General features: G+C 69.9%; 18 protein-coding genes and 1 tRNA gene. 1 reads left to right on the top strand and 18 read right to left on the bottom strand.

Annotated elements, in window-relative coordinates:
- Positions 1-34: 34 nt before the first annotated feature.
- From ACFC96_RS31155 to ACFC96_RS31080, 16 genes are all read right to left on the bottom strand, one after another.
- Positions 35-1,420, bottom strand: coding sequence for an MraY family glycosyltransferase (locus ACFC96_RS31155; protein ID WP_376258185.1), 1,386 nt, complete (start codon positions 1,418-1,420; stop codon positions 35-37).
- A gap of 129 nt (positions 1,421-1,549) precedes the next feature.
- Positions 1,550-2,818, bottom strand: coding sequence for a serine hydroxymethyltransferase (gene glyA, locus ACFC96_RS31150; protein ID WP_376258183.1), 1,269 nt, complete (start codon positions 2,816-2,818; stop codon positions 1,550-1,552).
- A gap of 250 nt (positions 2,819-3,068) precedes the next feature.
- Entirely contained in the window at positions 3,069-3,710 is a 642-nt protein-coding gene (locus tag ACFC96_RS31145; RefSeq protein ID WP_116509886.1) for a protein-tyrosine-phosphatase, read from the bottom strand.
- Positions 3,707-4,354 (bottom strand): L-threonylcarbamoyladenylate synthase, encoded by a 648-nt coding sequence (locus ACFC96_RS31140; protein ID WP_376258181.1) that lies wholly within the window; start codon positions 4,352-4,354, stop codon positions 3,707-3,709. The genes ACFC96_RS31145 and ACFC96_RS31140 overlap by 4 nt, the downstream gene beginning before the upstream one ends.
- A gap of 98 nt (positions 4,355-4,452) precedes the next feature.
- A complete protein-coding gene (prmC, locus tag ACFC96_RS31135) occupies positions 4,453-5,292 on the bottom strand; it encodes a peptide chain release factor N(5)-glutamine methyltransferase (RefSeq protein WP_100595862.1) in 840 nt (279 codons plus the stop codon).
- Between the two features lie 82 nt (positions 5,293-5,374).
- Positions 5,375-6,451 carry a peptide chain release factor 1 gene (gene prfA, locus ACFC96_RS31130; protein WP_376258178.1) on the bottom strand — a complete coding sequence of 359 codons (1,077 nt, stop codon included), beginning with the start codon at positions 6,449-6,451 and terminating at the stop codon, positions 5,375-5,377.
- Positions 6,452-6,595: 144 nt separating this feature from the next.
- Positions 6,596-6,817, bottom strand: coding sequence for a 50S ribosomal protein L31 (gene rpmE / locus ACFC96_RS31125; RefSeq protein ID WP_100595864.1), 222 nt, complete (start codon positions 6,815-6,817; stop codon positions 6,596-6,598).
- Between the two features lie 173 nt (positions 6,818-6,990).
- Positions 6,991-8,121, bottom strand: coding sequence for an LCP family protein (locus ACFC96_RS31120; RefSeq protein ID WP_376615244.1), 1,131 nt, complete (start codon positions 8,119-8,121; stop codon positions 6,991-6,993).
- A 204-nt stretch (positions 8,122-8,325) separates the two neighbouring features.
- Entirely contained in the window at positions 8,326-10,059 is a 1,734-nt protein-coding gene (locus ACFC96_RS31115; protein ID WP_376258174.1) for a trypsin-like serine protease, read from the bottom strand.
- A 142-nt stretch (positions 10,060-10,201) separates the two neighbouring features.
- On the bottom strand, positions 10,202-12,223 hold the full coding sequence (rho, locus tag ACFC96_RS31110; protein WP_376258172.1) for a transcription termination factor Rho: 2,022 nt from the start codon (positions 12,221-12,223) through the stop codon (positions 10,202-10,204).
- Between the two features lie 378 nt (positions 12,224-12,601).
- On the bottom strand, positions 12,602-13,519 hold the full coding sequence (gene thrB / locus ACFC96_RS31105) for a homoserine kinase (RefSeq protein WP_266560063.1): 918 nt from the start codon (positions 13,517-13,519) through the stop codon (positions 12,602-12,604).
- A gap of 269 nt (positions 13,520-13,788) precedes the next feature.
- On the bottom strand, positions 13,789-14,847 hold the full coding sequence (thrC, locus tag ACFC96_RS31100; protein WP_100595869.1) for a threonine synthase: 1,059 nt from the start codon (positions 14,845-14,847) through the stop codon (positions 13,789-13,791).
- Positions 14,848-14,853: 6 nt separating this feature from the next.
- A complete protein-coding gene (locus tag ACFC96_RS31095; RefSeq protein WP_376615298.1) occupies positions 14,854-16,143 on the bottom strand; it encodes a homoserine dehydrogenase in 1,290 nt (429 codons plus the stop codon).
- Between the two features lie 130 nt (positions 16,144-16,273).
- A complete protein-coding gene (gene lysA, locus ACFC96_RS31090) occupies positions 16,274-17,665 on the bottom strand; it encodes a diaminopimelate decarboxylase (RefSeq protein WP_376258171.1) in 1,392 nt (463 codons plus the stop codon).
- Between the two features lie 19 nt (positions 17,666-17,684).
- Positions 17,685-18,716 carry an ArgS-related anticodon-binding protein NrtL gene (gene nrtL, locus ACFC96_RS31085; protein ID WP_376615242.1) on the bottom strand — a complete coding sequence of 344 codons (1,032 nt, stop codon included), beginning with the start codon at positions 18,714-18,716 and terminating at the stop codon, positions 17,685-17,687.
- A 90-nt stretch (positions 18,717-18,806) separates the two neighbouring features.
- A complete protein-coding gene (locus tag ACFC96_RS31080) occupies positions 18,807-19,286 on the bottom strand; it encodes a response regulator (RefSeq protein ID WP_376258168.1) in 480 nt (159 codons plus the stop codon).
- Between the two features lie 148 nt (positions 19,287-19,434).
- Here ACFC96_RS31080 and ACFC96_RS31075 point away from each other — a divergent pair.
- A tRNA-Arg gene (locus ACFC96_RS31075) sits at positions 19,435-19,506 on the top strand.
- Positions 19,507-19,638: 132 nt separating this feature from the next.
- Here the strand turns inward: ACFC96_RS31075 and ACFC96_RS31070 are convergent.
- Positions 19,639-21,108: a tyrosine-type recombinase/integrase gene (locus ACFC96_RS31070; protein ID WP_376615240.1), complete on the bottom strand. Its 1,470-nt coding sequence runs from the start codon at positions 21,106-21,108 to the stop codon at positions 19,639-19,641.
- Entirely contained in the window at positions 21,105-21,296 is a 192-nt protein-coding gene (locus tag ACFC96_RS31065) for an AlpA family transcriptional regulator (protein ID WP_266560077.1), read from the bottom strand. The genes ACFC96_RS31070 and ACFC96_RS31065 overlap by 4 nt, the downstream gene beginning before the upstream one ends.
- Positions 21,297-21,337 lie beyond the last annotated feature (41 nt).

The following is a 21,337-nucleotide window of genomic DNA, read 5'->3' as shown; positions in this document are numbered from 1 at the left end:
CTTGTCTGGTAATGAGGCGTTTTCGTCTCCCGCGTCAGCGCGATGAGTGCGCCTTGCGCCGATCCAGGAAGCGTGAACGAGGGCCAATGGCCGTCGCCCCGTTGACCCCTGCGGGCAGCGGTGTGCACGCGCCCTCGGGCGCCTGCGCGGCGCCGGCCGACCCGGTCTCCTCCTCGGCCGGTCCGGCCGCCTCCTGAGCCGCGTACGACGGCGCCGTCTCGGGCGCCTGGGCAGCCGCCGCCCGCGCGGCCCGCCTGCGCCGGTAGCGCGGCGGCAGGAAGGCCTCCGCCCAGCGCGGGGCGCGCGGCGTGAAGCGCGGCAGCAGGAGCAGCACGAGACCGACGAAACTCAGCACGACGATCGCCATGACGATCCACATCGACGACGAGTGCACGGAGTAGGCGACCGCGCCGAAGGACAGCAGCGCCGACCAGAAGTACATGATCAGGACCGCGCGGCTGTGGGAGTGGCCGATCTCCAGGAGCCGGTGGTGCAGGTGTCCGCGGTCCGCCGCGAACGGTGACTGGCCCTTCCAGGTACGGCGCACGATCGCGAGGACCAGGTCCGCGAACGGCACCGCGATGATCGTCAGCGGCATCAGCAGCGGGATGAAGACCGGGACCATCGCGTGGGTGGCGTCACGGGTGCCGCCGAAGTTCAGCTTCATCAGGCTCGGGTCGACCTGGCCGGTGATGGAGATGGCGCCGGCGGACAGGACCAGGCCGATGAGCATCGACCCGGAGTCACCCATGAAGATCCTGGCGGGGTGCATGTTGTGCGGCAGGAAGCCCAGACACATGCCGATCAGGATCGCCGCGAACAGCGTCGCGGGGGCGGCCGCCTCGATGCCGTAGCCGTACCAGAGGCGGTACGAGTACAGGAAGAACGCCGACGCGGCGATGCAGACCATGCCGGACGCGAGGCCGTCGAGGCCGTCCACGAAGTTGACCGCGTTGATGCTGATCACGACCAGGGCGACGGTGAGGAGCGTGCCCTGCCACTGCGTGAGTGAGACCGTTCCCACACCCGGGATCGGCAGCCACAGGATCGTAAGACCCTGCATGACCATGACGCCGGCGGCGATCATCTGGCCGCCCAGCTTGATCAGGGCGTCGATCTCGAACTTGTCGTCCAGGACGCCGATCAGCCAGATCAGAGCGGCTCCGGAGAGCAACGCCCGCGGCTCGTTCGACATCTTGAAGACGGGGCTGAGGTTCGTCAGGTGGTCCGCGACGAGGAGACCCGCGCACAGGCCGAAGAACATGGCGATCCCGCCGAGCCGGGGCGTGGGCTCCCGGTGCACGTCGCGGGCGCGGATCTCCGGCATGGCGCCGGCCACGATCGCGAACTTCCGCACCGGGCCGGTCAGCAGGTATGTCACCGCGGCCGTGATGCAGAGCGTCAGCAGGTATTCACGCACGGGCTTCCCCACAGATATCGCTGGCCATCTCAGCCCCACACCCTAGCTTCGCGCGCATGTGGTGAAGGACTGCCGGGTAGCGATGATGGTTGCACGGGTGACGGACCACCCAGGCCCGCCTACCCCTGTCTAGTCCGGATACGGCGGAAATCTTCCGGTGAGATCGCGCACTTCCGCACGCGCCGTACGCGGATCGACCTCGTCCCGCAGCACCCCCGCGAAGAGCGCCGCGATGCGCGCCATCTCCGGCTCGCCCATGCCCTGCGTGGTGACGGCGGCGGTGCCGAGGCGCAGGCCGCGCCCGTCGCCGAAGGGCAGCGCGCAGGTGTCGAGGACCATGCCGGCCGAGGCCAGCCGCCCCCGGGCGGTCGGGCCGTCCGCGCCCAGCGACGTGGGGTCGGCGGTCAGGAGATGGGTGTCCGTGCCGCCGGTGGTGATCGCGAGGCCCTCGGCGCCCAGCGCGGCCGCGAGAACCCTCGCGTTGGTGACCACCTGCCGGGTGTACGCGGCGAAGGCCGGGGTCCCGGCCTCGCCGAACGCGACGGCCTTGGCGGCGATCGTGTGCATCTGGGCGCCGCCCTGTGTGAACGGGAAGACGGCCCGGTCGATGCGTCCGGCGAGCTCGGCCCCGCACAGGACCATGCCGCCGCGGGGGCCGCGCAGCACCTTGTGCGTGGTGGCGCAGACGACGTCGGCGTACGGCACGGGGTTCGGCGCCGCTCCCCCGGCCACCAGGCCGATGGGGTGCGCGGCGTCGGCGATGAGGTAGGCCCCGACGTCGTCGGCGATGTCGCGGAAGGCCGCGTAGTCGATGTGCCGGGGGTAGGCGATCGAGCCGCACACGATCGCCTTGGGGCGGTGGGCGCGGGCCAGCGCGCGGACCTGGTCGTGATCGATGAGGCCGGTCTCCGGGTCGACGCCGTAGGGCACGAAGTCGAACCAGCGGCCCGAGAAGTTCGCGGGCGAGCCATGGGTGAGGTGGCCCCCGTACGGGAGTCCCATCGCGAGGACGGTGTCGCCGGGGCGCAGCAGGGCGGCGTACGCGGCGAGGACCGCGGAGGAGCCGGAGTGGGGCTGCACGTTGGCGTGCTCGGCGCCGAAGAGCGCCCTGGCCCGGTCGACGGCGATCCGCTCCGCCACGTCGACGAGCTCGCAGCCGCCGTGGTGACGGGCGCCGGGGTAGCCCTCGGCGTACTTGTTGGCGAGCGGGGAGCCGAGGGCCGCGAGGACGGCCGGCGACGTGAAGTTCTCGGCGGCGATCAGTTGCAGCGACGTGGCCTGCCGGACCGCCTCGCCGAGCATGATCTCGGCGATCTCGGGGTCCTGCCGGCGCAGCACGTCGAAGCCGGCGTGCGCGTACGTCGCACCGGCGGGGGCTTGTTCAGTGGTGACCGGCATCTTGGGCTCCGGGCCTCGCGGGGGTGACCTCAAAACCAATGTAGGCCCGCACCGCGCGCTGCGCCCGAAACTCAGGTACGAGCGGGTAATCCGGCAGACGCTGTCACCACGTTCGGCGGCAGGCCAGGACACCCGTCAGCGCCGTCACCACGCGATCCAGCGCCTCGCAGAGCCCACCTCGACGCGCCCCCGGCACCGTCCGGCACCGAGGGCCTCCCCGGCGGCGCAGCGCCGGACCGCGTCCGCCGGTTCAACGGCAGGCCGGAACGCCCGTCAGTGCCGTCACCACGGGATCCAGCGCCTCGCTGATCTCCTCACCCACCGAGCGGAAGAACGGCAGAGGCGCGCCGTACGGGTCGTAGACCTCGTCGGCCTCGGCGTTCGGGGCGAGAAGCCACCCGCGTAGAGCCGCCGCGGCGCGCACCAGCGCGCGTGCGCGCTCCACCACGCCGCCGTCCAGCGGATCGGGCAGCGTGGCCGGGTCGATGGCCTGCACGAGGCGCGTGAACTCCTTCAGCGTGAAGGTGCGCAGGCCCGCGCTGTGGCCCATGGAGATGACCTGGGCGCGGTGGTCGCGGGTGGCCGTGAGGACCAGGTCCGCGCGGATCACGTGGTCGTCGAGGAGCTCGCGCCCCACGAAGCCGGAGGCGTCCGCGCCGAAGTCCGCGAGGACGGTCTCGGCGTTGGCCTCCATGGGCGCGCCCTCGTGGCCCCAGGTGCCCGCGCTCTCGACGATCAGGCCGCGTACGAGAGGGTCCCCGAGCCTGCCCACCAGGGCATGCCGGGTCAGCCGCTCGGTGATCGGCGAGCGGCACACGTTGCCGGTGCTGACATGGAGGATGCGGAAGGAGTCCCCGGTGCCTATGCCACGCCCCGTCTCAGGGGCTGTCAATTCGCCACCTCGAGGTCGGGTACGACCTTGCGCAGCTCGTCCGCGGTCAGGGCACCCGCGCGCAGGAGCACCGGAACCTTCCCGGTCACGTCGACGATCGAGGACGGGACGATGCCGGGCGTGGGGCCGCCGTCGAGGTAGACGGAGACGGAGTCGCCGAGCATGTCCTGCGCGGCGTCGCAGTCCTCGGGGGCGGGGTGTCCCGTGAGGTTCGCGGACGAGACGGCCATGGGGCCGACCTCGGTGAGCAGCTCGATCGCGACCGGGTGCAGGGGCATGCGGACGGCGACGGTGCCACGGGTGTCGCCGAGGTCCCACGCCAGGGACGGCTGGTGCTTGGCGACGAGCGTGAGGGCGCCCGGCCAGAACGCGTCGACGAGTTCCCAGGCCATCTCGGAGAAGTCCGTGACGAGGCCGTGCAGCGTGTTCGGGGAGCCGATGAGGACAGGGGTCGGCATGGTGCGGCCGCGCCCCTTGGCGTCCAGCAGGTCGGCGACGGCCTCGGCGGTGAAGGCGTCGGCGCCGATGCCGTACACGGTGTCGGTGGGCAGCACGACCAGTTCACCGCGACGGACGGCGGACGCTGCTTCGCGCAGACCGGTCGTACGGTCCGACGCGTCGTTGGTGTCGTATCGCCGAGCCATTTAGCGGGCCTCCTCGTACACGAAGTACACGTAGTCCATGCGAGAGACGCAGGAACTGCCGGTGCTGATGCTGCTGTTGCTGCGCTGATTCTGTCGCGTCACGGCATCGCCTTGCGGGCGGTCGCGAAGCGCGGGCGGTTGTTCAGGTCGGGGTGGTCGGCGGCGTCGGCCCAGCCCCGTTCCTCGGTGAAGATCCACGGGACCTGGCCGCCCTGGGTGTCGGCGTGCTCCACGACGACGACGCCACCGGGGCGCAGCAGGCGGTGCGCGGTGCGCTCGATGCCGCGGATCAGGTGGAGTCCGTCCTCGCCGGAGAACAGCGCGAGTTCGGGGTCGTGGTCGCGGGCCTCGGGGGCGACGTACTCCCATTCGGTGAGCGGGATGTACGGCGGGTTGGAGACCACCAGGTCGACCTGGCCGTCGAGCTCGGGGAAGGCCTCCAGGGCGTCTCCCTGGCGCAGGTCGACCCTGGACCCCTCGACGTTCTTGCGCGTCCAGCGCAGGGCGTCCTCGGACAGCTCCACGGCGTGCACACGGGAGCGCGGGACCTCCTGCGCGAGGGCGAGCGCGATGGCGCCCGAGCCCGTGCACAGGTCGACGATGAGCGGCTCGACGACGTCCATGGCCCGTACGGCGTCTATGGCCCAGCCGACCACGGACTCCGTCTCGGGCCGCGGCACGAACACGCCCGGCCCCACCTGGAGTTCGAGGTAGCGGAAGTAGGCGCGCCCGGTGATGTGCTGGAGCGGCTCACGGGCCTCGCGGCGCGCGGTGACCTCCCAGTAACGGGCGTCGAAGTCCGCGTCCTTGACGAGATGCAGCTCGCCCCGCTTCACGCCGTGCACGAAGGCGGCGAGCTCCTCCGCGTCGTTGCGGGGCGAGGGCACGCCCGCGTCGGCGAGGCGCTGGGTGGCCTGGGCGACTTCCGCGAGCAGCACGCTGCGGGGGTTTGGGGGTCGCCCCCCAAGATGTTGCTGCACGCTGGTCCTCCGGGGCTGAGCTGGTCTTTTTTGGTGTGGCTTAGGCGGCGGCGAGCTTGGCGGCCGAGTCGGCGTCGACGCAGGCCTGGATCACCGGGTCGAGCTCACCGTCGAGCACCTGGTCCAAGTTGTACGCCTTGAAACCGACGCGGTGGTCCGAGATGCGGTTCTCCGGGAAGTTGTACGTACGGATCTTCTCGGAGCGGTCGACGGTGCGGACCTGGCTGCGGCGGGCGTCCGCGGCCTCGGCCTCGGCCTTCTCCTGGGCCGCGGCGAGCAGCCTGGAACGCAGGATACGCATCGCCTGCTCCTTGTTCTGGAGCTGGCTCTTCTCGTTCTGGCAGGAGGCGACCACTCCGGTCGGCAGGTGCGTGATGCGCACCGCGGAGTCCGTCGTGTTGACGGACTGGCCGCCGGGTCCCGACGAGCGGTAGACGTCGATGCGGAGATCGTTCGCGTGGATCTCGACGTCGACCTCCTCGGCCTCGGGCGTCACGAGGACACCGGCCGCGGAGGTGTGGATACGGCCCTGCGACTCGGTCGAGGGCACACGCTGCACGCGGTGCACGCCGCCCTCGTACTTCAGGCGGGCCCAGACACCCTGGCCGGGTTCCGTCGCGCCGTTGCCGCCCTTGGTCTTCACGGCGACCTGGACGTCCTTGTAGCCGCCCAGCTCGGACTCGGTGGCGTCGATGATCTCGGTCTTCCAGCCGACGCGCTCCGCGTACCGCAGGTACATGCGCAGCAGGTCGCCGGCGAACAGGGCCGACTCGTCGCCGCCCGCGCCCGCCTTGACCTCGAGGATGACGTCCTTGTCGTCGTTGGGGTCCCGGGGGACCAGCAGGAGCCGCAGCTTCTCGGTGATCTCCTCGCGCTGCTTCTCGAGGTCCTTGACCTCGGCGGCGAAGTCCGGGTCGTCCGCGGCGAATTCACGCGCGGTCTCGATGTCGTCACCGGTCTGCTTCCAGGAGCGGTAGGTGGCGACGATCGGGGTCAGCTCGGCATAGCGCTTGTTGAGCTTGCGCGCGTTCGCCTGGTCGGCGTGGACCGAGGGGTCCGCGAGCTTCGTCTCGAGATCGGTGTGCTCACCGATGAGGTCCTCGACGGCCTCGAACATCTCCGGCTCCTGAAGTGAGGTACAGCGAAAGGGAACGGCCACCGGCCGGCCGGGGAAGACCCCCGGGTCCCCGGCCAACCAAAAACAAGCACGCCGGTCCCGGCCCGCCCCGGAGGGCGGCCGTGGACCGGCGCAAGTGGCTCGCTACTTGTTGGCGGCAGCAGCCTTGCCGAAGCGGGCCTCGAAGCGGGCCACGCGGCCACCGGTGTCGAGGATCTTCTGCTTGCCCGTGTAGAACGGGTGGCACTCGGAGCAGACCTCGGCACGGACGGTGCCGCTGGAGATCGTGCTGCGGGTGGTGAACGACGCGCCACAGGTGCAGCTGACCTGCGTCTCGACGTACTCGGGGTGGATGTCGCGCTTCAAGGTGTCTCCTATGATCTCGGAGGGCTCCGGGTCGCTTCCGCGGATTGCGAGGGCGTGAACCGGGGCCGACGTACCAGTCTGCCAGGACTGGCCGTATCCCCCAAAACCGGGGTCGGGGCGGAACTATTCCCGAAGGGTCACCGACACGTGGTGGACCGCAGCCCGGTGCGCGGCTAGTGGCTGGTCACGACGGAGCCCGCGGCGCCCTTGTCACCGGCGGAGCCCTTGAAGGCGGAGGCCGGGACGGGCCGGTCCGTCCTGAGCGCCGCCCAGACCTTCGCGCCCGCCTTCTCCAGCGGGAGTACGCGGTTCGGGTCGGTGGGGTCGTACTGGACGGGGAGCGTCACCATCTTCATGTCGCCCGCGCCGATGCCCTTGAGGCCGCCCGCGAAGCCCGCCAGTTCGTTGACCGAGTTGAGCTCGGAGTCGGTGGTGACGGCGCTGGTGGCGGTGTCCGCGAGGTCGTAGAGCTTCTTGGGGCTGGTGAAGACGCCGACGTCCTTGATCTGGTTGATCAGCGCCTTCATGAAGGCCTGCTGGAGCTGTATTCGGCCCAGGTCGCTGCCGTCGCCGACGGCGTGCCGGGTGCGGACGAGGCCGAGCGCCTGCTCGCCGGTGAGGGTGTGCTTCCCGGCCGCCAAGTGCAGATGGCTCTTGTCGTCGTCTATGGCCCGCTGCGTGGTGATGTCGACGCCACCGAGCGTGTTGATGAGCTTCTTGAAGCCCGAGAAGTCGACCTCGACGTAGTGGTCCATGCGGATCCCGGACATCTTCTCGACCGTCTTGACGGCGCAGGCCGGGCCGCCGACCTCGTACGCCGTGTTGAACATCTGCTGGCTGCCGCCCGCGACCGTGTTTCCGGCGCTGTCGGTGCAGGTCGGGCGGGTGACCAGGGTGTCGCGCGGTATGGAGACCACGCTGGCCTTCTTGTGGCCCTTGTACACGTGGACGACCATCGCGGTGTCGGAACGGGCGCCGCCGCCGTCCCGGCCGTACTTGGCGTTCGCGCCGGAGCGCGAGTCCGAGCCGAGGACGAGGATGTCCATCGAGCCGTCGTCGACGTTCGCGGGGCGCTCGGCGCCGAGCGCGGCGTTGATGTCGACGCCCTTGATGTTCCCGTTGAGCTTGAAGTAGAGGAAGCCGGCGCCCGCGCCCGCCAGGACGACGAGTCCCGCCGCGGTGCAGGCCGTGACGACGAGGGCCCTGCTGCGCTTGGCGCGCGGCTTGCGCCGTCGGCCGCCGCTTCCGCCGCCGCGGGTGGGGCGGCTCGGATCGGTGGTCGCGGGGCTGCTCTCGTCGGGCATGTGCTCCTCAGTCCTCAGCTGCTCGGTTGGCCGGTTACCCCCTGTTTGCAGGGTCAGGCGTGGTCGGACGTCTCTTCGTCCGTCTCTTCGCGTGACGTGGAAACCGGGAAGAAGGGTTGCACAACGCTCTGTGCCCGCCGCGGGGCTCGCGACGGGCACAGAGCGTGCTGACGAGAGCCGGTCGCCCGGCTCTCACCTGGGGGTTTATCCGAAGATGTTGTACTGCGTGTAGCCGGTCCCGATCTTGATGCGTGTGGCAAAGATCTCCGAGGAGGCGGTCCCCGTGCCCGGGTACAGGTACAGCGTGCCGCCGGGCGTGCGGGCCACGTAGTCGGCCTTGCCGTCGCCGGTCACGTCACCCGGCGCCGCGAACGCGTTGTACCCGTCCCAGGTGCGCACCTGCACGCCGGCCTCGAAGGGCGCGGACGCCTTGCCGGTGCCCTTGAGGAGGTACAGCCTGCCGCCGCTGCCGCGGGCGATCAGGTCGCTCCGGCCGTCACCGGTGAAGTCGCCCTTGCCGCGCAGGGAGTTGAAGGCCTGGTAGCCGCTGCCGACGGTGGTGCGGGTGCCGTACGTCCCGTCGCCCTTGCCCGGGTACAGGTAGAGCGTGCCGCCGGAGGTCACCGACAGCAGGTCGGGGTACCGGTCGCCGGTCACGTCGCCGGGCACCACGATGAACTTCCGCGTCGACCAGTCGCTCGCGATCTTCGTGTCCGTGTACGTCGAGCTGGACGCGGACCGGTGCCGCCAGTAGACGTTCCCGTCCGACCTGCGGCGGATGATGAAGTCCTGGTAGCCGTCACGGTTCATGTCGGCCTGAAGGACGAGGTTGTACGCGCTCCAGGACCCGCTCATCGTCTTGCGCGTGGCGAAGCCGCTGCCCGTGGACTCCTTGACGTAGCCCTTGCCGCCGGAGGAGGCCCGGACGAAGAGGTCGGCCTTGCCGTTGCGGCTGATGTCGGTGTCGTCGATGCGCGGACGGACCTTGGGCTGGTACGTGGAGACCTTGGTGAAGGCCTCGTACGTGCCGGAGACGTTGCAGAGCTGACTGCCCTGGCTGATGCCCCAGGAGACGATGCCGACGACCTTGTCGCCCACGACGAGCGGACCGCCCGAGTCACCCGGGCACGTGGTCTTGCCGGTGCTGTCGTCGCCGGTGCCGAGCTGTCCGGCGCAGATCATCTTCCCGGCCTGGAAGTACGGGTCCAGGTTCTGGGTGCAGGCGTCGTCGGAGTTCAGCGGCAGGGTGACCTTCTGCAGCTGGGACGCGATGTCGGCGGTGTCCGCGTTCGAGCTCGTGAGACCCCAGCCGTACACGGTGGCGCTCGTGCCGGCGGCGTACAGCGCGCTGTCGTCCGGTCCGGCCAGCTCCAGCGTGGTCTGGGCGACCGGCTTGGCGAGGGTGAGCAGGGCGACGTCGTTCGTGATGGCGTCGGGGTCGTAGCCGTCGCGCACCCAGCTGCGGGTGACGTCGATGTAGGTGGCGCCGTTGCCGGCGACGGTGACGCTCTTGCTGGTGCCCACGGCGACTTCGCCGTACTTGCCCCAGTCCTGCCGGTTGCCGTTCTCGTCGTGCAGGCAGTGCGCGGCGGTGAGCACCTTGTTCGGCGCGACCAGCGTGCCGCCGCAGACGAAGTACGAGCCGCCCGCGGGGTCGTTGTAGACGAGCTGCACCATCCAGGAGGCGGCGCTCGACGTGCCGCCGATGATGCGGGGCGTGACCTTCTTGTCGCCGCTCGGCGACGGGGACGACGCCGCCGGCTCCGCGGTCTTCGCGCCGGGCGGCGGCTGCACGACCCGGCCGGTGTCGGACTCCCCCGCGTACGAGGTGACGGCGAACGCGCCCGCGCCGATCAGGGCGAGTCCGGCCGCGGCGGCCGGCAGCACCTTGCCGAGTCTTCGGCGGTGCCGGCCGGAGCCGGATATCGATATGTCCATGCAAGTCCCCCCAGGGAGCGATCAGTTGAACGCTGGATGAAGAGCGCGATCGTACAACCCGCCCCGAACAGCACAAAGGGCCGCCCCCGTCACGGATGTGACGGGGGCGGCCCTTGAGCGGTGCTACCGCCCGGAGAAGCTCTCAGTCGTTGCCGTTGCCCGGCGTCGGCGTCGTCTTCGCGATCTGCATCAGGAACTCGGCGTTCGACTTCGTCTGCTTCATCTTGTCGAGAAGCAGCTCGATGGCCTGCTGCGAGTCGAGCGCGTGCAGCACCCGGCGCAGCTTCCAGACGATCGCCAGCTCTTCCGCGTTGAGCAGGATCTCTTCCTTGCGGGTGGAGGACGCGTCGACGTCCACCGCCGGGAAGATGCGCTTGTCGGAGAGCTTGCGGTCGAGCTTGAGCTCCATGTTGCCGGTGCCCTTGAACTCCTCGAAGATCACCTCGTCCATGCGCGAGCCGGTGTCGACCAGCGCGGTGGCGAGAATGGTCAGCGAGCCGCCGTCCTCGATGTTGCGCGCCGCACCGAAGAAGCGCTTCGGCGGGTAGAGCGCGGTCGAGTCGACACCACCGGACAGGATGCGGCCGGAGGCCGGCGCCGCCAGATTGTAGGCGCGGCCCAGACGCGTGATCGAGTCGAGCAGGACGACCACGTCGTGACCGAGCTCCACGAGACGCTTGGCGCGCTCGATGGCGAGCTCGGCGACCGTGGTGTGGTCCTCGGCCGGACGGTCGAAGGTCGAGGAGATGACCTCGCCCTTCACCGACCGCTGCATGTCGGTGACCTCTTCCGGACGCTCGTCGACCAGGACGACCATCAGGTGGCACTCGGGGCTGTTGGTGGTGATCGCGTTGGCGACCGCCTGCATGATCATGGTCTTGCCGGTCTTCGGCGGGGCCACGATCAGGCCTCGCTGGCCCTTACCGATCGGCGACACGAGGTCGATGATGCGGGTGGTCAGGATGCCCGGGTCGGTCTCCAGACGGAGCCGGTCCTGCGGGTAGAGCGGCGTCAGCTTGTTGAACTCCGGCCGCCCGCGCCCGGATTCGGGCGCCATGCCGTTGACGGAGTCGAGGCGGACCAGCGCGTTGAACTTCTCGCGGCGCTCGCCGTCCTTGGGCTGGCGGACCGCGCCGGTGACGTGGTCACCCTTGCGCAGGCCGTTCTTGCGGACCTGGGCGAGCGACACGTACACGTCGTTCGGACCGGGCAGGTAGCCGGAGGTCCGGATGAACGCGTAGTTGTCGAGGATGTCCAGGATGCCCGCGACGGGGATCAGGACGTCGTCCTCGGAGACCTGCACCTCGTTGCCGAAGCCGGCCTCGTCACGGCCACGACGGCCACGACGGTCGCGGTAGCGGCCACGGCGGCCGCGGCGGCCACCCTCGAAGTCGTCGTCGTCCTGCGGACCGTTGTCCCGCTGACGGTCCTGGCGTCCGCCGCCCTGCGGCTGGCGGTTGCCGCCCTGCTCCTTGCCCTGCTCGTCGCCCTTTCCACGGCGGTCGCCGCGGTCACGGCCACCGCGCTCACCGCGGTCGCCGCCACGGTCACCGCGGTCACGGCGGTCACGGCGGTCGCGACGGCCCTCGGCGCCGCCCTCACCGGCGTCACCCTTGGCCTCGCCCTGGGCGTCCGTCTTGGTCTCGGTCTTCGCCTCGGCCGTGACGGTCTCGGGGCTGCCGGCCTCGGAGGTGGCACGGCGGCGGCGACGCTCGCCGCCCTTCTCGTCGCTCGCCGGCTGACCGGGGATGTCGATCTGCTGCTGAGCGGCGGCCTTCGCGGCCTTGGCGTCCTCGGCCTTGACGGCCTTGGCGGCGGGGGCCTCCGTGCCGTTGGCCGCGGCCTCGTCGCCGGTGCGCGCCTTGGAGGTGGCGCGGCGCTTCGGCTTGGTCTCGGTGGTGTCGGCGCTCTTCGCGGGAGCGCCTCCCCCGGCCTGCGCCTCCTTGATGACCTCGATCAGCTGGCTCTTGCGCATACGCGCTGTGCCCCTGATGCCGAGGCCCGATGCGACCTGCTGGAGCTCGGCCAGCACCATGCCCTCGAGGCCGGTACCGCGGCGCCGCCGGGAGCCCGAAGCACCGGCAGCAGGGGCATCCGCAGCGGCGGAGGGCGCGGCAGCGGAGCTGTCGGCGCTCACGCCCATCAGATCGGTGGTGTCGCTCACGAAGGGTCCTTCCCTGGAGCGGACGTCGGCCTGTCTGGCTCGGCGACCGGTTGTGCTGTCCGGCGGTGGTCCTGTCGGTATGGACCGTGCCGGGGCGGTGGTCCGCCAACGCGGCGGAAGAATTCATTGGTGACGGCGAGTCCCGAAGCCGCGGGTTCCACTGGAATGTCTGTGTCACCCGGCTCGATCACACCGGTTCCGGAGCATGCTCGAAACGGTTCAGTGCACGGCACCGAGCAATTTGCGGGGCTCCCGGAAGAATGGTTGTCCCGGAGGGGGACACACAGCACCTCGCCATGGTGGGGTCGGGTGCAGACTTGAGGTTAACACTACCGGATCCAACAAATATTCCCCCTCTCGAATTCCGGCAACCGTGTATCAGTGAGCAAGCGGCAGCACGCTCGCTCCGTCGACATCGAGGTCGAGGCGGTTCGCCGCCCATCCCTCACCGGCCAGCCGGGCGACCTTGTCGGCCGCTGACTCCTCCACAAGGGCGAGGACCGTGGGGCCCGCCCCTGAGATCACCGCGGGAACGCCGTCCGCCCGCAGCCGCTCCACGAGTGCGAGGCTCTCCGGCATCGCGGGAGCCCGGTATTCCTGGTGGAGCCGGTCCTCGGTGGCGGGCAGCAGCAGCTCGGGGCGCCTCGTGAGGGCCTCTACGAGCAGGGCCGCTCGGCCCGCGTTCACCGCGGCGTCCACGTGCGGGACGCTGCGCGGCAGGAGACCGCGTGCGGTCTCGGTGAGTACCGGCTTTCCCGGTACGAAAACCACCGGAACGATGGAACCCGCGGGGTCCATCCTGATCGCCCGGGCCGCGCCGCCGTCCATCCAGGAGAGCGTGAAGCCGCCAAGCAGGCACGCCGCGACGTTGTCCGGGTGCCCCTCGATCTCGGTCGCGAGTTCCAGCAGGGCCGCGTCGTCGAGGCGGGCGTCGCCGCCTATCGTCACGGCGCGGGCGGCGACGATGCCGGCGCAGATGGCGGCCGACGAGGAGCCGAGGCCGCGGCCGTGCGGGATGCGGTTGGCGCAGACGACCTCGAGGCCGCGCGGCTGTCCGCCGAGCAGGTCGAAGGCGGTGCGCAGGGAACGTACGAGCAGATGGGACTCGTCGCGCGGAAGGGTTTCGGAGCCCTCACCTGCGATGTCGATGTTCAGGCCGGAGTCGGCGACCCGGACGACCACGTCGTCGTAGAGACCCAGCGAGAGGCCGAAGGCATCGAAGCCCGGGCCGAGATTGGCGCTGGAGGCGGGGACGCGCACCCTGACGGCGGCGGCGCGGAAGGCGGGACCGGCCATCGCTCGATGACACTCCTTGAGCTGCGGTTCTTGCGTGATGAACGAGGTGACTGCGGTAGAGATCCGATGATTGCTGCCCGTGTGAGAACCCGAAGGCCGCGAGGACTACGACGCCTGCGGCACCGCGGCACATGCCTATGCGGCGGGGTGGGTTCGGTACAGCCTATCGAAGGAAGGTTCTGTGGCGACATAGGGCGCACAGGAGGCGCACGATGCGTGTCGAAAGCCCCCTGTGCACCCCCTGTGCGGAGTTGACCGGTCCGGTCCGTTTACGCCAGGCCGAGGCGCTCGGCCGCGGTGGCCGCGTCGACCGGGACGGTGACGGGCTGCGGGGCGCCCGCGACGGCCCAGTCGGGGTCCTTGAGACCGTTGCCCGTGACGGTGCAGACGATCTTCTGCCCCTTGTCGACCTTGCCCTGCTCGGCGGCCTTGAGCAGACCGGCGACGGAGGCGGCCGACGCGGGCTCCACGAAGACACCCTCCTGGGACGCCAACAGCTTGTAGGCACGCAGGATTTCACGGTCCGTCACTTCGTCGATGAAGCCGCCGGACTCGTCACGGGCGGCCAGCGCGAAGTCCCAGGACGCGGGGTTGCCGATGCGAATCGCGGTGGCGATCGTCGACGGGTCCTTGACGATCTCTCCGCGCACGATGGGCGCGGAACCGGAGGCCTGGAAGCCCCACATGCGCGGCGTGTGCGTGGCGATGCCGTCCGCCGCGTACTCCTTGTAGCCCTTCCAGTAGGCCGTGATGTTGCCGGCGTTGCCGACGGGGAGGACGTGGATGTCAGGCGCGTCGCCGAGCGCGTCGACGATCTCGAACGAGGCGGTCTTCTGGCCCTCGATACGGAACGGGTTGACCGAATTGACCAGCGCCACCGGGTAGTTCTCGGAGAGGGCGCGGGCCAGGTTCAGGCAGTCGTCGAAGTTGCCGTCGACCTGGAGGATCTTCGAGCCGTAGACCAGCGCCTGGCCCATCTTGCCGAGCGCGATCTTGCCCTGCGGGACGAGGACGGCGCAGACCATCCCGGCGCGCACGGCGTAGGCCGCGGCAGAGGCGGAGGTGTTGCCGGTGGAGGCGCAGATGACGGCCTGCGCGCCCTCCTCCTTGGCCTTCGTGATCGCCATCGTCATGCCGCGGTCCTTGAAGGACCCGGTCGGGTTGGCACCCTCGACCTTGAGGTGGACCTCGCAGCCCGTGCGCTCGGAGAGCACCTGGGCGGGCACGAGCGGCGTGCCGCCCTCGCGCAGCGTGACGACCGGCGTGGTGTCGGACACCGGAAGCCGGTCGCGGTACTCCTCGATGATTCCGCGCCACTGGTGGGTCATTGCTCGTTACTCCCCTTCAACACGCATGATGCTGGCGACACCACGCACGGTGTCGAGCTTGCGCAGCGCGTCGACGGTCCCGGTGAGGGCCGCGTCCGCCGCACGGTGGGTGACCACGACGAGGGAGGCCTCGCCGTCCTTGCCCGATTGGCGCACCGTGTCAATGGATACGCCGTGCTCGGCGAAGACCGTCGCCACCTGGGCGAGCACGCCCGGCTTGTCGGCCACGTCGAGGCTGATGTGGTAGCGCGTCACGACCTCGCCCATGGGCGAGACGGGCAGCTGGGTGTAGGCGGACTCACCGGGTCCGGTGGCCTCGCCGAGCTTGTTGCGGCACACGGCCACGAGGTCGCCGAGCACGGCCGACGCGGTGGGCGCGCCACCGGCTCCGGGCCCGTAGAACATGAGCTGGCCGGCGGCCTCGGCCTCGACGAACACGGCGTTGTACGCGCCGCGCACGGAGGCCAGCGGGTGGTCGAGCGGGATCATCGCGGGGTGCACGCGCGCGGTGACGGACCCGCCGTGCGCCGCCCGCTCGCAGATGGCGAGCAGCTTGATGGTGCAGCTCATCTCCTTCGCGGAAGCGAAGTCGGCGGCGGTCACCTCGGTCATTCCCTCGCGGTAGACGTCGTCGAGACGTACGCGGGTGTGGAAGGAGATCCCGGCGAGGATGGCCGCCTTGGCGGCGGCGTCGAAGCCCTCGACGTCGGCGGTCGGGTCGGCCTCGGCGTAACCGAGCGCCGTGGCCTCGTCGAGGGCCTCCTGGTAGCCGGCGCCCGTCGAGTCCATCTTGTCGAGGATGAAGTTCGTGGTGCCGTTGACGATGCCCATCACGCGGTTGATCTTGTCGCCGGCGAGAGACTCGCGCAGCGGCCTGATCAGCGGGATCGCACCGGCGACGGCGGCCTCGTAGTAGAGGTCCTTGCCGTGCTCCTCGGCGGCGGCGTGCAGCGCGGCGCCGTCCTGGGCGATGAGCGCCTTGTTGGCGGAGACGACGGAGGCGCCGTGCTCGAACGCCGTCATGATGAGGCCGCGGGCCGGCTCGATGCCTCCGATGACCTCGACGACCACGTCGATGTCGCCCCGTTTGACCAGCGCGGTCGCGTCCGTCGTCACCAGCGAGGGGTCGATGCCCTCGCGCACCTTCGACGGGCGCCGGACGGCGACCCCGGCCAGTTCCACGGGGGCGCCGATCCGGGCCGCGAGGTCCTCGGCGTGCGTCGTCATGATGCGCGCCACCTCTGAGCCGACTACCCCACAGCCAAGGAGCGCCACCTTCAGCGGACGCGTACGCATCATCGACCTACGCCTTTCATTGAACCCAGCTCAGAGAGCTCAGCCTGCTTGATACTGCTTCAGTGGACCAGTCTCACCCACCGGACCGGGGTTTCTGCCCCCGGTCCGAATCCTGAGACGTGTATTTCATTTATCCGACGTCGAGACGCAGGAGATCTTCCTCCGTCTCACGCCGGACGATCACCCGCGCCTCACCGTCGCGCACGGCGACGACGGGCGGGCGAAGTGCGTGGTTGTAGTTGCTGGCCATGGACCGGCAGTACGCGCCGGTCGCCGGCACGGCGATCAGGTCACCGGGCGCGAGGTCGGCGGGCAGGAAGGCGTCCTTGACCACGATGTCGCCGCTCTCACAGTGCTTGCCCACCACACGGACGAGCATCGGCTCGGCGTCGGAGGTCCGCGAGACGAGGGCGACCGTGTACTCGGCGTCGTAGAGGGCGGTGCGGATGTTGTCCGACATGCCGCCGTCCACGGACACGTACGTACGGAGGGTCTCGAGCGGCTTGATGGTGCCGACCTCGTAGAGCGTGAAGGCGGTCGGGCCGACGATGGCGCGGCCCGGCTCGACGGAGATGCGCGGCGTGCGCAGACCGGCCGCCTCGCACTCGCGCGTCACGATCTCACCGAGCGCCTTGGCGATCTCGTGCGGTTCACGGGGGTCGTCATCGGAGGTGTACGCGATGCCGAGCCCGCCGCCGAGGTCGATCTCGGGCAGCTCGACACCGTGCTCGTCGCGTACCTCGGCCAACAGCGACACGACGCGCCGCGCGGCGACCTCGAAGCCCGCCATGTCGAAGATCTGCGAGCCGATGTGGCTGTGGATGCCGATCAGCTCGAGACCGTCGAGCTTGAGCGCACGCCGTACGGCCTCGGCGGCCTGCCCCCCGGCGAGCGCGATCCCGAACTTCTGGTCCTCGTGCGCGGTGGCGATGAACTCGTGCGTGTGGGCCTCGACGCCGACCGTCACGCGGATCTGCACGGGCTGGCGCTTGCCGAGCCGCTCGGCGATGTGCGACACCCGCACGATCTCCTGGAACGAGTCGAGCACGATCCGCCCGACCCCGACCTCGACGGCCCGCTCGATCTCTTCCTCGGACTTGTTGTTGCCGTGGAAGGCGATGCGCTCCGCGGGCATCCCGGCCGACAGCGCGGTGGCCAGCTCTCCACCGGAGCAGACATCGAGATTGAGCCCCTCCTCGTGCAGCCAGCGCACCACGGCACGGGAGAGGAACGCCTTGCCGGCGTAGAAGACGTCGGCGTCGGCCCCGAAGGCGTCACGCCAGGCGCGGCAACGGGCCCGGAAGTCCTCCTCGTCGAGGAAGTAGGCGGGGGTGCCGAACTCCTCGGCGAGCCGGGCCACTTCGATGCCGCCGACGCGGACCGCGCCGTCACCCGCACGGGTGACGGTCCGCGACCACACCTTCGGGTCGAGGGCGTTGAGATCGGCGGGCGGGGCGGCGTAGTGCCCCTCGGTCAGGACATCGGCGTGGCGAGGCCCGGCGGGGTGTGCGGAACGGCTCATGACTGTCTTCTGCGCTCTCTCAAAGATGTTCGGGTGCGTCGATACCGAGCAGGGACAGGCCGCCGGCGAGCACCGACCCGGCGGCTTCGGCAAGCGCGAGCCGGGCACGGTGGGCGGCCGAGGGTTTCTCCTCCCCCTGCGGCAGCACGGTGTGCTGAAACCCGAGCAACGCGTCGGCCACCACGACAAGCTGCCGGGCAAGCCGGTCGGGGGCGTGGTGGGTGGCGGCGCGGGTGAGGGTTCGGGGGTGAGCGGACAGGGCGGTGTGGAGGGCGACGGCTTCGCCGGGGGCGCCCGCGGTGGCGGGTGCGGACGCCGTGCCGCGTACGTCGCCGGGTTCGGCGGTGAAGCCGAGGGCGGCGGCGCTGCGGGTCAGGGCGCGGGTGCGGGCGTGGGCGTACCGGACGCGGAAGAGGGGGTTGCTCTCGCGCTGGGCGAGATGCCCGCCGTCGATGCGGGGCCGGTCGTGTGCGGCGGGCAGGAGCAGGGCCCAGCGGGACGCGTCGCGGCCGAGGACGGCGGGGTCACGGGGAGCGGGCACGGGCCGCAGATGCACGACGTGCGCGGCACTCGGCTCGGCCGTCTCCCCCTGGACGACGTGGGCCAGGGCGCCCTGCGTGGCGAGGACACGGCGGAGCGAATCGGCGACGACCTCGGCCCTGACCTCGTACGGAATACGGATCTCAAAGCGTTGACCTGCAAGAACATCACTGCCCCCATAGCCACCGCCCCGGGCGAGAATCTCGCGGGCGAGGGCTCCGGGGTCGTCGTCGACGAGGGTGAGATTGAGGAATCCGGGGCCGGTGACCTGGACGCCGGCGATGCCGGGGCTGTCGGCGAGGCGGCGCGAAAGGAGCTCGGCGACGTGCCGGGGCGGGCGTCCGGCGGGACCGGCGAGTTGCAGCGCGACGTTGGTGGAGTAGTCCCCGCACCCACCGGGCCGCGGCCGCTCGACCACGACGCGTGCCGGCACGGCCACGCTGAGCTCACCGTCGTCGACCGCGCGGCGCACGGCGCGCAGGACGGTACGGGAGAGCTCGACGGGAGTCACGGGACAAGCGTATGGGAGGAGGGGGGTGGGTGAGCGACCCGGTTTACCGGATGGTCCGGCATACGGACACCCTCGGATCCCCCGTACCGCCTAGCCTCCGGCACGCCCGGCGCGCTCGGCCTCTTCGGCACCGCGACCGCCGTCACGCCCGCGCTCACTCAACTGCCGCACGACCCGTACCAGTTCACTGGGCTCGAAGGGTTTGGCGAGGAAGGCGTCGACCCCGACATCGAGTCCGGCATCGACCTCTTGGATGGTGCAAGCGCTGACGATCACGACAGGGACACCGCGCGTATGAGCGTCGGAACGAAGCCGCGCGGCGGTGCGCAGCCCGTCGAGTCGGGGCATCACGACGTCCAGGGTGATCACATCGGGCCGAACCTGATGCACCACGTCCAGACATTCGGCACCATCGGCCGCGGTCACGACCTCGAAGCCCTCCAGCTCGAGATTGACCCTGATCAGCTGCCGAATCACCTTGTTGTCGTCCACAACAAGCACTCGGCCGGACGCGCCTGGCACAACTCGAGAGTAGGACCGCCGACGCCACCGCGTCCGGGTTTTCCCCACTTCCGCCCCCTACAGGGGACTACCACCCTCGCGCGCCCCCGCAGAGAGCCCTCCCAGGACGCCACGTCAGCAGCGAAATAACTGTTCATGGGGACCGCGACAGAGCTGGTAGGGTTCTACCCGTCGCCACGCCAGCCGCGGCGAACACGCCCCCGTAGCTCAGGGGATAGAGCAACGGCCTCCGGAGCCGTGTGCGCAGGTTCGAATCCTGCCGGGGGCACTTCGCAGTAACCAGGGTGATCAAGTCTCTGACCTGCGCAAGTGCCAAGCATGAAGAGCCGGACCCAGTCCCACTGGGTCCGGCTCTTTGTCGTTCTCAACCGCTGATCGCGAGTGAGTGGCGAGTGAGAAATCAGGCCCCTTCCTCGCCCCACCCCATCGCCTCCTCGATCTTCTTGTTGTTCACCTCCTCGTGGCCGTCGATGCAACCCTCGTACCGACGGTGAATAACCTCGGGCGAGTTGCCCGCGCGTCGGGCGACCTCGGCAACGGGGACTCCCGCGTTCAGCCAGTTCGTGATGCAGGTGTGCCGCAGGTCGTAGGGACGATGAGCGAGCGGTGAATCCACCCTGTCCGGCGGGAGCGCGATGGGACGCGCTTCCTGCCACACCCGCCAGTAGCTGGACGTCCCCAGCACTTCGCCGCGCTCATTGGCGAAGATCCGGCCGTCCGTCGCCACACCGAACTCCCTGACGTGCTCGCGCAGCATCGCGACCAGCGGGGGCGGGATGGGTACTGGCCGGTCTGCCTTGACCTCCCGAGACTTCAGCCCTCGCTTGTCATGCCGCTCGCCCGAGTCGGTCCACTTTTTGCCCGACACCGGACGAGTCTCCTGGAGAGTGAGGGTTCCCCAGCCCTTCTCAGGCAGGTGGCAGTCCCTTTCACGGAGACCAACGACCTCGGCCGGCCGCATGGCTGCGTAGAGCTGGCAGGCGAAGAACGCAACCAGACGGCGGCCGCGGTTGCGATGCACCGAGCCGACGTACGAGACCGCCGTGAGGAGCTGGCCGCCCTGGACCGCGTTCACCAAGACCCGGGGGTCCACGACGTCTCCTCGGGTGGAGCCGGGGCGCTTGACTCCAGCGAGGGGGTTGACGTCCAAGTACCCGCACTCAATCGCGTACTCCATTGCGGTGTTGAACCCGCGGCGCCGACGCTTGTAGGTCTCCCCCGCCACCGGGCTGTCGTCCAGTTTGAATGACAGCCGGTACTGAATATCCCGGATCACTCTTGGGTCAGTGAGAGCCGACAGGGGAAGCGAGCGGCGTTTAAGCCACGTGCAGGCTCCCGCGAGGTCCACGGGAGGCTCTTCGCCCTCGTGTGTCGGTACGACAGCCCACCGGACCGCCAAGCGTGCCTCTTCGGGCGCGGGCGCCTTTTTTCCGTCCTCCATCATCGCGAGCGCCACCGTCGCGAGGCTGTCCGCCAGCCCCTCTCGTGTCTTGGCTGCAGACGTACGCCATCGGCTCGCCATGTACTCGCGGCTGAAATCCCACCAGGACGGATCGGGCCTGGCGTTCGCCTTGGCGGCAGCCGCTCTGAATTCAGACTCAGGCAACCCGGACACCACGTCGAAAGCCTCGCCCTTGCGCATCGCCCTCACGATTTCTGAGCGACGATGATCAGCGAGGGTGACGGTGGCGAAGCTGGCCGTTTTGACCTTGCCCCCCACCGTCCAACGAAGCTGGTACGGCGCCCGTTTGCTCCGTACCTGGTTGATCTTCCACACCCGCACATCCGTGGAAAGCGTCGGCTCTTCCGCTGCGGGCGGGCGCCCGCTCTCGCGGGCGCCCTGGGCGTTCGGGGTGTTGCGGTAGGTCACGCGGCCTCTTCCAACGTTCCGATCCAGCGCTCCAGTTCCGATCGCCGAATGCGAACCGCGCCGTTGGGGAGCTTGATGGACTTAGGTCCCTTCCTGAGCTGGCGCCAGCGGTAGAACGTCGCTCGCGGAACGCCGATCTCTTCAATGACCTCGGGAATGGTCAACATTTCGTCGCGGAGCTTGGCCATGAACTGGTTCTCCGTTCGCGGAGCGAAGCTTTGAGAGACGT

Source organism: Streptomyces sp. NPDC055955, from assembly GCF_042270245.1.
Lineage (GTDB): Bacteria > Actinomycetota > Actinomycetes > Streptomycetales > Streptomycetaceae > Streptomyces.
This window is presented reverse-complemented; position numbering and strand designations above follow the sequence as displayed.

Bases quoted from the DNA above. Each gene is read 5' to 3' on its own strand.
- ACFC96_RS31120 (WP_376615244.1), bottom strand. From the start codon at position 8,121: ATGCCCGACGAGAGCAGCCCCGCGACCACCGATCCGAGCCGCCCCACC.
- ACFC96_RS31095 (WP_376615298.1), bottom strand. From the start codon at position 16,143: ATGCGTACGCGTCCGCTGAAGGTGGCGCTCCTTGGCTGTGGGGTAGTC.
- thrB (WP_266560063.1), bottom strand. From the start codon at position 13,519: ATGGCCGGTCCCGCCTTCCGCGCCGCCGCCGTCAGGGTGCGCGTCCCC.
- lysA (WP_376258171.1), bottom strand. From the start codon at position 17,665: ATGAGCCGTTCCGCACACCCCGCCGGGCCTCGCCACGCCGATGTCCTG.
- ACFC96_RS31065 (WP_266560077.1), bottom strand. From the start codon at position 21,296: ATGGCCAAGCTCCGCGACGAAATGTTGACCATTCCCGAGGTCATTGAA.
- glyA (WP_376258183.1), bottom strand. From the start codon at position 2,818: ATGCCGGTCACCACTGAACAAGCCCCCGCCGGTGCGACGTACGCGCAC.
- prfA (WP_376258178.1), bottom strand. From the start codon at position 6,451: ATGTTCGAGGCCGTCGAGGACCTCATCGGTGAGCACACCGATCTCGAG.
- ACFC96_RS31115 (WP_376258174.1), bottom strand. From the start codon at position 10,059: ATGGACATATCGATATCCGGCTCCGGCCGGCACCGCCGAAGACTCGGC.
- thrC (WP_100595869.1), bottom strand. From the start codon at position 14,847: ATGACCCACCAGTGGCGCGGAATCATCGAGGAGTACCGCGACCGGCTT.
- ACFC96_RS31140 (WP_376258181.1), bottom strand. From the start codon at position 4,354: ATGGCTCGGCGATACGACACCAACGACGCGTCGGACCGTACGACCGGT.